Below are 8,416 nucleotides of genomic sequence, written 5' to 3'. Positions count from 1 at the left end.
AGGAGCCGTTCAGACGCAGCCCCGCCGCCACGTTGTCGAAGATCGACATGGTGGGGAAGGGGTTCGGCCGCTGGAAGACCATGCCGACCGTGCGGCGCACGGCGACGGGGTCGATGCCGGACGCGTAGAGGTTCTCGTCGTCGAGCATCACCTTGCCCTCGACCCGCCCGCCGGGGGTGACCTCGTGCATACGGTTCAGGGTGCGCAGGAAGGTGGACTTGCCGCAGCCGGACGGACCGATGAAGGCCGTCACGGAGCGGGGCTCCACGGTCATCGAGATGTCCTCGATCGCCTTGTGGGAGCCGTAGTAGGCGGTCAGTCCGCTGACGTCGATTCGCTTTGCCATGGGGGTCACTTCGCTTTCTGGTGGTCGCGTCAGCGACCGGCCGCGCGGCGGAGCCGCAGATCAGTGCTTCGGGGCCTTCCAGCGGGCGATGCCGCGAGCCACCAGGTTGAGGATCATGACGAAGGCGATCAGGACCAGGGCGGCGGCCCAGGCGCGGTCGTACGACGCCTCGCTGCCGACCCGGTACTGCTCCCAGATGTAGAAGGGGAGCGACGACTGGGCGCCCTCGAAGGGGTTCGTGTTGATCAGCTGGCTGCCGAAGACGAGCAGCATGATCGGGGCGGTCTCACCGGCGATACGCGCGATCGCGAGCATCACACCGGTGGTGATGCCGCCGAGCGCGGTCGGGATGACCACCTTCGTGATCGTGCGCCACTTGGGCACACCGAGGGCGAGGGAGGCCTCGCGCAGCTCGTTCGGGACGAGCTTGAGCATCTCCTCGGTGGAGCGGACGACGACCGGGATCATCAGGATCGCCAGGGCCAGCGCACCCATCAGACCGGACGGCTGGAGCTCGAACATCAGCATGATCGACAGCAGGAAGAGGCCGGCGACGATCGACGGGATGCCCGTCATGACGTCGACGAAGAACGTCACGGCCTTGGCCAGCGCGCCCTTGCCGTACTCGACCAGGTAGACGGCGGTCAGCAGACCGATCGGCACCGAGACCAGGGTGGCGAGTCCGACCTGCTCCAGGGTGCCGACGATGGCGTGGTACACACCGCCACCGGCCTCGAAGCCGGGCACGCCGGCCATGGAGTGGGTGAGGAAGTACCCGTCCAGCACCTTCGCGCCACGGCTCACGGTGACCCAGATCAGCGAGAACAGCGGGACGACGGCGAGGACGAAGCAGACCCAGACGACGCTGGTCGCCAGCCGGTCCTTGGCCTGGCGCCGGTTCTCGACGGCACTGGTGACCGTGTACGAGATGACGACGAAGAAGAGGGCGGAGAGCAGGCCCCACTGGATCCGGCTCTCCCAGCCGGCGACGAGTCCGAGACCCACGCCGAGGGCGATCGAGACGGCGGCGAAGCCGAAGGGCGCCCACCGGGGGAGCGAGCGGGTGCTGAGGGTGCGACGGTGGCCCGGCGCGGCGTGCGAGGGCGTCTCCTTGACGGCGGTCTGGCTCATGCCGCATCCCTTTCGTTCACTTCTCCGCCTGCGCGGCGCAGAGGTGCGGCGTGCGTCGTCGTGTGCGGCCCGGCGGCCGCGCATGCGTCGTTCACGCGGCCCCTTTCGTTCACTTCTCCGCCTGCGCGGCGCAGAGGTGCGGCGTGCGTCGTCGTGTGCGGCCCGGTGGCCGCGCATGCGTCGTTCACGCGGCCCCTTTCGTTCACTTCTCCGCCTGCGCGGCGCAGAGGTGCGGCGTGCGTCGTCGTGTGCGGCCCGGCGGCCGCGCATGCGTCGTTCATGCGTTGGCCCCCGAGTACTCCTTGCGGCGCGCGATGATCAGGCGGGCCGCGCCGTTGACCAGCAGGGTGAGGACGAAGAGGACCAGGCCGGAGGCGATCAGGGCGTCCCGCCCGAATTCGTTGGCCTCGTCGAACTTCGCGGCGATGTTCTGGGCGAAGGTGCCGCCGCCCGGGTTCAGCAGGTGCAGGGAGATGAGGAAGCTCGGGGAGAGCACGGTCGCGACGGCCATCGTCTCGCCCAGCGCGCGTCCGAGGCCGAGCATCGACGCCGAGATCACACCGGAGCGGCCGAAGGGCAGCACCGACATGCGGATGACCTCCCAGCGGGTCGCGCCGAGGGCCAGGGCGGCCTCCTCGTTCATGCGCGGGACCTGGAGGAAGACCTCGCGGCTGACGCTGGTCACGATCGGCAGGATCATGATCGCCAGCAGCACGCCCACGGTGAACAGCGAACGGGCGACGCCCACCTCGGTCTTCTCGAAGACGTACGTCCAGCCGAAGAACTCGTCGAGCCAGAGGTTCAGGCCCTCGAGGTAGGGCACGAGGAAGAGCGCGCCCCAGATGCCGTAGATGATCGAGGGCACGGCGGCCAGCAGATCGACGACGTAGGCGATGGGGGTGGCCAGCCGGCGCGGCGCGTAGTGCGAGATGAAGAGCGCGATGCCGACGGCGACCGGGACCGCGATCACCATCGCGATGATCGAGCTGACGACCGTGCCGAAGAGCAGGACCGCGATGCCGAAGACCGGCGGGTCACCGGCCGGGTTCCAGTCGAAGGTGGTGAGGAAGTTGCCCTCGTTCTCCGAGATGGCCAGCGTGGCGCGGTAGGTGAGGAACGCGGCGATCGACGCCATGATCACCAGCAGCAGGATGCCCGAGCCGCGGGACAGACCGAGGAAGATCTTGTCGCCTGCGCGGCCCGTGGATGCGCTGTTCAGCCCGGTGACCGGCGGAGCCGGCGTGGGTGGACGTGAATCTGTGGGTGTGGTGGAAGCCATGGTCTTTCCGGTCTGTGTGGGGGAGCGCCCGGCTCCCCTGGCGGCGGTGCACCGGATGGCGGGCCGGCGGGGACGCTCCGTCCCCGCCGGCCTGCTGTGTTACTTCAGACCCGCGACGGTCTCGCGGACCTTGGCGTTGATCTCGGCCGGGATCGGGGCGTAGCCGGCCTCGGAGAGGACCTTCTGGCCCTCGTCGCTGGAGGTGTAGGTCAGGAAGGACTTGACGGTGTCGAGCGTCTCGGCCTTGTTGCCGGTGTCGCAGACGACCTCGTAGGTCACCAGGACCATCGGGTAGGCGCCCTCGGCCTTGGTGGCGTAGTCGAGTTCGAGCGCCAGGTCCTTGCCGGTGCCCTTGATCTTGGCGGCGGCGATGGCCTTGGAGGCGTTCTCCGAGGTGGCGTCCACCGGGGTGGCGGCACCGGTCGCGATGCTCACGGTCGGGATGGACTGCGAGGTGGCGTAGGAGAGCTCGAAGTAGCCGATGGCGCCCTCGTTCTGCTTGACCTGGGCGGCGACGCCGGAGGAGCCGGATGCTGCCTGGCCGCCCGGGGCGGGCCACTTCTTCTCGGCCTCGTAGGGCCAGTCGGCCTTCGCCGTGGCGCCCAGGTACTTGCCGAGGTTCTGCGTGGTGCCGGAGTCCTCGGAGCGGTGGAAGGCCTGGATGGCCTTGTCCGGGAGCTCGGCGTCCTTGTTGAGCTCGGCGATGGCCGGGTCGTTCCAGTTCTTGATCTTGCCGTTGAAGATCTTGGCGATGGTGGCCGCGTCCAGGTTCAGCTTGTCGACGCCGGGGACGTTGTAGCCGATGGCGATCGGGCCGCCGACCATGGGCAGGTTGATGCCCTGGCCGCCCTGGCAGATCTTCTTCGACTCCTCGACCTCGTCGGGCTTGAGCGCCGAGTCGGAGCCGGCGAAGCCGACGGTGCCCTGGTTGAAGGCCACGATGCCCTCGCCGGAGGACGAGGACTTGTAGTTGACCTCGACGCCGGTGCAGGCGGCCATGTAGTTCTTGACCCAGAGGTCCATCGCGTTCTTCTGGGCGCTGGAACCGGAGGCCAGGAGCTTGCCCGTGGCACCGTCGCACTTGATGTCGGAGGCAGCGCTGGTCGACTCGCCGCTGCCGCCGGTGCCACCGGAGTTGTTGTCCGAACCGCACGCCGTGAGGACCAGGGCGCCGGAAACGGCGAGGGCACCGAGCGCTGCGGCGCGAAGCCCGTTCTTGCGCTGAAGCTTCACTTTCGGGTGTTCCTTCCAGTTGCCGCTTCGGTGCGGCGTGCGTCGGGGTGGGGGGACCGGCTCCGTGCCGGTCACCGCGTAAGGCCGAAATTAGGCAGATCAGGTGAAGTGGTCGACGGGGGAGAGTGAACGCGAGGTGAACCGTGGCGGGCGGCCTGGTGCTCCCACCTCAGGATTGCGCCGTACGGGCGTCCCGGCGCGGCGGCAGGCCGTCGTCACCCGAAAGCGGCGGGCCGTGCGAGGCCGCGCGGGGGCGACCGCACGCCACGGCGGAGGCGCGGATCGGGGGCCGGTCGGGCGGTCAGGCGGTGTGCAGGGAGTCCAGCATCGTGTCGAGCAGGACGCGGTCCCGGGGCTGGGTGAGCCGGGCGCGGGCCGCGGCGGGCGGGAGCCAGGCGATGGCGTCGACCTCGGCGCTGGCGGCGAAGGAACCGGACCGTGTCTCGGCCGCCCAGTAGCTGACGTGCTTCGGCCGGCCGTTCGCCGTGTAGCGGACGGAGGGCAGCCGGGCGCCGGGCAGACACCGGTGGCCGGTCTCCTCCAGAACCTCGCGCAGGGCGGCCGCGAGAGCGTCCTCGCCCCGCTTGAGCTTGCCCTTGGGGTGCGACCAGTCGTCGTATTTCGGCCGGTGGACGAGGCAGATCTCGATGCGGTCGTGCCCGTGCGGGGCGCGGCGCCAGAGCACGCATCCGGCGGCCAGCACGGTGTCGGGCCCCACGGGCCCGTATCCGGAGTCGTCGTACCGGGGATCGTCCGCGGGGTCGCCGTCCCCGGCACGGTCAGGCGCGTGCCCGGTTCCGGGCCCGCCCGGTTCGGGGCGGCGGGGTCCGTGCGCCGGGCCGGGGTGCACGGGCCCGGATTCGTGTGCCGCATCGGGGTGCGGGCGGCCGGATTCGTGTGCCGGATCGGGGTGCGGGCGGCCGGGCTCGTGTGCCGGGCCCGGGGGCTGCCGGTGCCGGTCGTCGTGGGGGGTGCCCGCGCCGCTCATGGCGCGGCCACCGCCGCCGTGGCGTGCCGCCACTCCTGCTGGAAGGCGAACCGGGCCGCCTCCACCTCGTGCCGCTGGTCCGCGTGGAGCACCCCGAGGGCGTACGCGGTGGCCGGCGCGATCCGCGGGGTGCGGGCGGCCGACGCGGCGGCCTCGGACGCCTCGGCGGCCTCCCGGTGGTGGTCGAGCACCAGCCCGGCGTGGCACAGCACCGGGTCGTCGCCGGGGTGCAGCGCCTCCCGCGCGTAGCGGTGCAGCCGCAGCAGCCGCCGGACCTCGTGCCAGGGCGCGTCCTGCTGCTCGGCGGCCGGGTCGGCGGCGAGGCCGTTGACCAGGGCCTCGGCGTTGTACGGGTGGGCGGCCCGGCCCAGCGGGAGCTCGGCCACGGCGTCCAGCAGACGACGCTCCGTGCTCTCGGCCAGCAGGGCCAGGACCTCGTCGGCGGGGCCCGCGGCGGCGGGGGCGAGCGGGAGCTCCGAGGCCAGTAAGGCGACCGAGTCCGCGACCGCGTGGAAGCGGGAGGAGCCGAGGGCGCCCAGCGCGGCGGAGTGCGCCCGGGTCCGCGCGAGGGTCAGCCGCCGCTCCAGCAGCGCTCCGGCGCGTGCCGCTCCCACGGCGAGCGCCCCGCCGCGCCGGGCGGCGGCCCCGTCGGCCGGCCCGGTCCCCCCGTCCGCCGGGGCCTGCCCGGCCCGGGCGCGCGGTACGGCCGAGGTGCCCGAGAGGCGGGACAGGGCGTCCAGCAGCCGGACCAGGCGGGAGGTGCAGGAGTGCTCCAGGGCGAGGGTCGCCGAGAGCCAGCCCAGTTCCGCGCGCAGGGTGTCCGCCCACTCGGGGTCGAGCAGCGGGCGGAAGGTGGACAGGCTTCCGCTGATCCGCCGCGCCGACGACCGCAGTGCGCGGGCCGCCTCCGCCGCGCCTGCCGTGTCCGCGCCGCTCTCGCTGTGCAGGCGCAGGCTGCGCAGGAACGCGCCCGCCTGCGTGTGCAGATAGCGGGCGAGGGTGTCGCCCGCCGTGGCGGTGTCGTGGCGGGAAAGTTCAGGGCTGTGCACGCCGGCGCCTCCGGGCGTCTATGAGCGTCTCCTGTACATGCCGCAGCGGCTGGCCGTCGGAGTCCGTGGCGTGCCGGGTCCAGGAGCCGTCCGGGCCGAGGTGCCAGGACGACGTCGTGTCGGACATACCGGCTTCCAGGAAACGGGTCAGGGTCGCGCGGTGGGCCGGGTCGGTGACCCGTACCAGGGCCTCGATGCGGCGATCGAGGTTGCGGTGCATCATGTCGGCGCTGCCGAACCACACCTCCGGTTCGCCGCCGTTGCCGAAGGCGAAGACGCGGGAGTGCTCCAGGAAGCGCCCGAGCACCGAGCGGACGCGGACGTTCTCCGAGAGACCCGCCACGCCGGGGCGGATCGCGCAGATGCCGCGCACCCAGATGTCGACGGGGACACCGGCCATCGCCGCCCGGTAGCAGGCGTCGATGACGGCCTCGTCGACCATCGAGTTGACCTTGATGCGGACGTACGCGAGGCGTCCGGCCCTGTGGTGGGTGATCTCCTTGTTTATTCGCGAGACCAGACCGTCGCGCAGCGACTTCGGGGCGACGAGCAGCCGGCGGTAGGTCTCGCGGCGCGAGTACCCGGAGAGCCGGTTGAACAGGTCGGAGAGGTCCGCGCCGACCTGCGGGTCCGCGGTGAGCAGGCCCAGGTCCTCGTAGAGCCGGGCTGTCTTGGGGTGGTAGTTGCCGGTGCCGACGTGGGAGTAGCGGCGCAGCGTCTCGCCCTCCTGGCGGACGACGAGCGACAGCTTGCAGTGCGTCTTCAGCCCGACCAGGCCGTAGACGACGTGGCAGCCGGCCTCCTCCAGTTTCCGCGCCCACTTGATGTTGGCCTGCTCGTCGAAGCGGGCCTTGATCTCGACGAGGACGAGGACCTGCTTGCCGGACTCGGCGGCGTCGATCAGGGCGTCGACGATGGGGGAGTCGCCGGAGGTGCGGTAGAGCGTCTGCTTGATGGCGAGGACGTCCGGGTCGGCCGCGGCCTGCTCCAGGAACGCCTGGACGGAGGTGGAGAAGGAGTCGTACGGGTGGTGGAGCAGTACGTCCCTCTCGCGCAGGGCCATGAAGACGTCGGGAGCGGACGCGGACTCGACCTCGGCCAGGTCGCGGTGGGTGCCGGCGACGAACTTCGGGTACTTCAGCTCCGGCCGGTCGAGCGCCGAGATGCCGAAGAGGCCGGTGAGGTCGAGCGGGCCGGGCAGCGGGTAGACCTCGGCGTCGGAGATCTTCAGCTCGCGGACCAGCAGGTCGAGTACGTACGGGTCGATGGACTCCTCGACCTCCAGGCGCACCGGCGGGCCGAAGCGGCGCCGCATGAGCTCCTTCTCCAGGGCCTGGAGCAGGTTCTCGGTGTCGTCCTCCTCGACCTCCAGGTCCTCGTTGCGGGTCACCCGGAACGCGTGGTGGGCGAGGACCTCCATGCCGGGGAAGAGCTCTTCGAGGTGGGCCGCTATGACGTCCTCCAGCGGCACGTACCGCTGCGGGCTGGCCTCCAGGAAGCGGGAGAGCAGCGGAGGCACCTTGACCCGGGCGAAGTGGCGGTGGCCGCTGACCGGATTGCGTACGACCACGGCCAGGTTCAGGGAGAGGCCGGAGATGTACGGGAAGGGGTGCGCGGGGTCGACGGCCAGCGGGGTGAGGACCGGGAAGATCTGCTGCCGGAACAGGGTGAAGAGCCGGGCCTGCTCCTTCTCGGTCAGTTCCGGCCAGCGGATGAGGTGGATCCCCTCGTCCGCGAGGGCGGGGGCGACGTCCTGCTGGTAGCAGGCGGCGTGCCGGGCCATCAGTTCACGCGACCGGGTCCAGATCAGGTCGAGGACCTCGCGCGGCTGGAGGCCGGAAGCGGAGCGGGTGGCGACTCCGGTCGCGATGCGGCGCTTGAGCCCGGCGACCCGGACCATGAAGAACTCGTCCAGGTTGGACGCGAAGATCGCGAGGAAGTTGGCACGCTCGAGCAGCGGCGTGGTCGGGTCCTCGGCGAGCTCCAGGACGCGCTCGTTGAAGGCGAGCCAGCTGCGTTCCCGGTCGAGGAAACGGCCCTGCGGGAGCTCGGCGCCGAGGGCGCTGTCCTCCTCGTAGGCGTCGGCGTCGGCGTCGAGATCGGGTTCGAGATCGGAGACGGTGGCGGCGACGGTGTGGGGCCGGTGCGCCGCTATGGACGCGACGGACGGCTGGGGGTGCTGGACCGGGACCTCGGCGGGCTGCTGGCTCATGGACCCATTCTTCCGCGCCGAGAGGGTCACCGGCGCGTCGGAGAGGGCCGGATCGAGGGCTTTTCTCCCGTTCGGGGAGGCGGGCACAGCGGGCTGCATTGAGAGAGGGTCGCAAGGATGTCTGAATGCCCGGTAACAACGACATGACGTGAGGGAAAGCGGGGCGGGGCCCCGGGGG

The 8,416-nt window shown here is 71.2% G+C and carries 7 protein-coding genes; all 7 read right to left on the bottom strand.

Features of this window, described 5'->3' with window-relative positions; all coding sequences use genetic code 11:
• Positions 1 to 346, bottom strand: a 346-nt coding sequence (locus EAO77_RS06220) for a phosphate ABC transporter ATP-binding protein (RefSeq protein ID WP_147988981.1), incomplete at its 3' end; no start/stop codon positions are given.
• Between the two features lie 60 nt (positions 347 to 406).
• On the bottom strand, positions 407 to 1,477 hold the full coding sequence (gene pstA, locus EAO77_RS06215; RefSeq protein ID WP_147987077.1) for a phosphate ABC transporter permease PstA: 1,071 nt from the start codon (positions 1,475 to 1,477) through the stop codon (positions 407 to 409).
• A 277-nt stretch (positions 1,478 to 1,754) separates the two neighbouring features.
• A complete protein-coding gene (pstC, locus tag EAO77_RS06210) occupies positions 1,755 to 2,756 on the bottom strand; it encodes a phosphate ABC transporter permease subunit PstC (RefSeq protein WP_147987076.1) in 1,002 nt (333 codons plus the stop codon).
• A gap of 99 nt (positions 2,757 to 2,855) precedes the next feature.
• The gene (gene pstS, locus EAO77_RS06205) at positions 2,856 to 3,989 is read right to left on the bottom strand and encodes a phosphate ABC transporter substrate-binding protein PstS (RefSeq protein WP_147987075.1); all 1,134 of its coding nucleotides are present in this window, start codon (positions 3,987 to 3,989) and stop codon (positions 2,856 to 2,858) included.
• A 301-nt stretch (positions 3,990 to 4,290) separates the two neighbouring features.
• Positions 4,291 to 4,707 carry an NUDIX hydrolase gene (locus EAO77_RS06200; protein WP_147987074.1) on the bottom strand — a complete coding sequence of 139 codons (417 nt, stop codon included), beginning with the start codon at positions 4,705 to 4,707 and terminating at the stop codon, positions 4,291 to 4,293.
• A 266-nt stretch (positions 4,708 to 4,973) separates the two neighbouring features.
• The gene (locus EAO77_RS06195) at positions 4,974 to 6,026 is read right to left on the bottom strand and encodes a CHAD domain-containing protein (RefSeq protein ID WP_147987073.1); all 1,053 of its coding nucleotides are present in this window, start codon (positions 6,024 to 6,026) and stop codon (positions 4,974 to 4,976) included.
• On the bottom strand, positions 6,013 to 8,238 hold the full coding sequence (locus EAO77_RS06190) for an RNA degradosome polyphosphate kinase (RefSeq protein WP_147987072.1): 2,226 nt from the start codon (positions 8,236 to 8,238) through the stop codon (positions 6,013 to 6,015). Before EAO77_RS06190 ends, EAO77_RS06195 begins: the two co-directional genes overlap by 14 nt.
• Positions 8,239 to 8,416 lie beyond the last annotated feature (178 nt).

This window comes from Streptomyces sp. T39, from assembly GCF_008042045.1.
Classification (GTDB): Bacteria; Actinomycetota; Actinomycetes; order Streptomycetales; family Streptomycetaceae; genus Streptomyces.
This window is presented reverse-complemented; position numbering and strand designations above follow the sequence as displayed.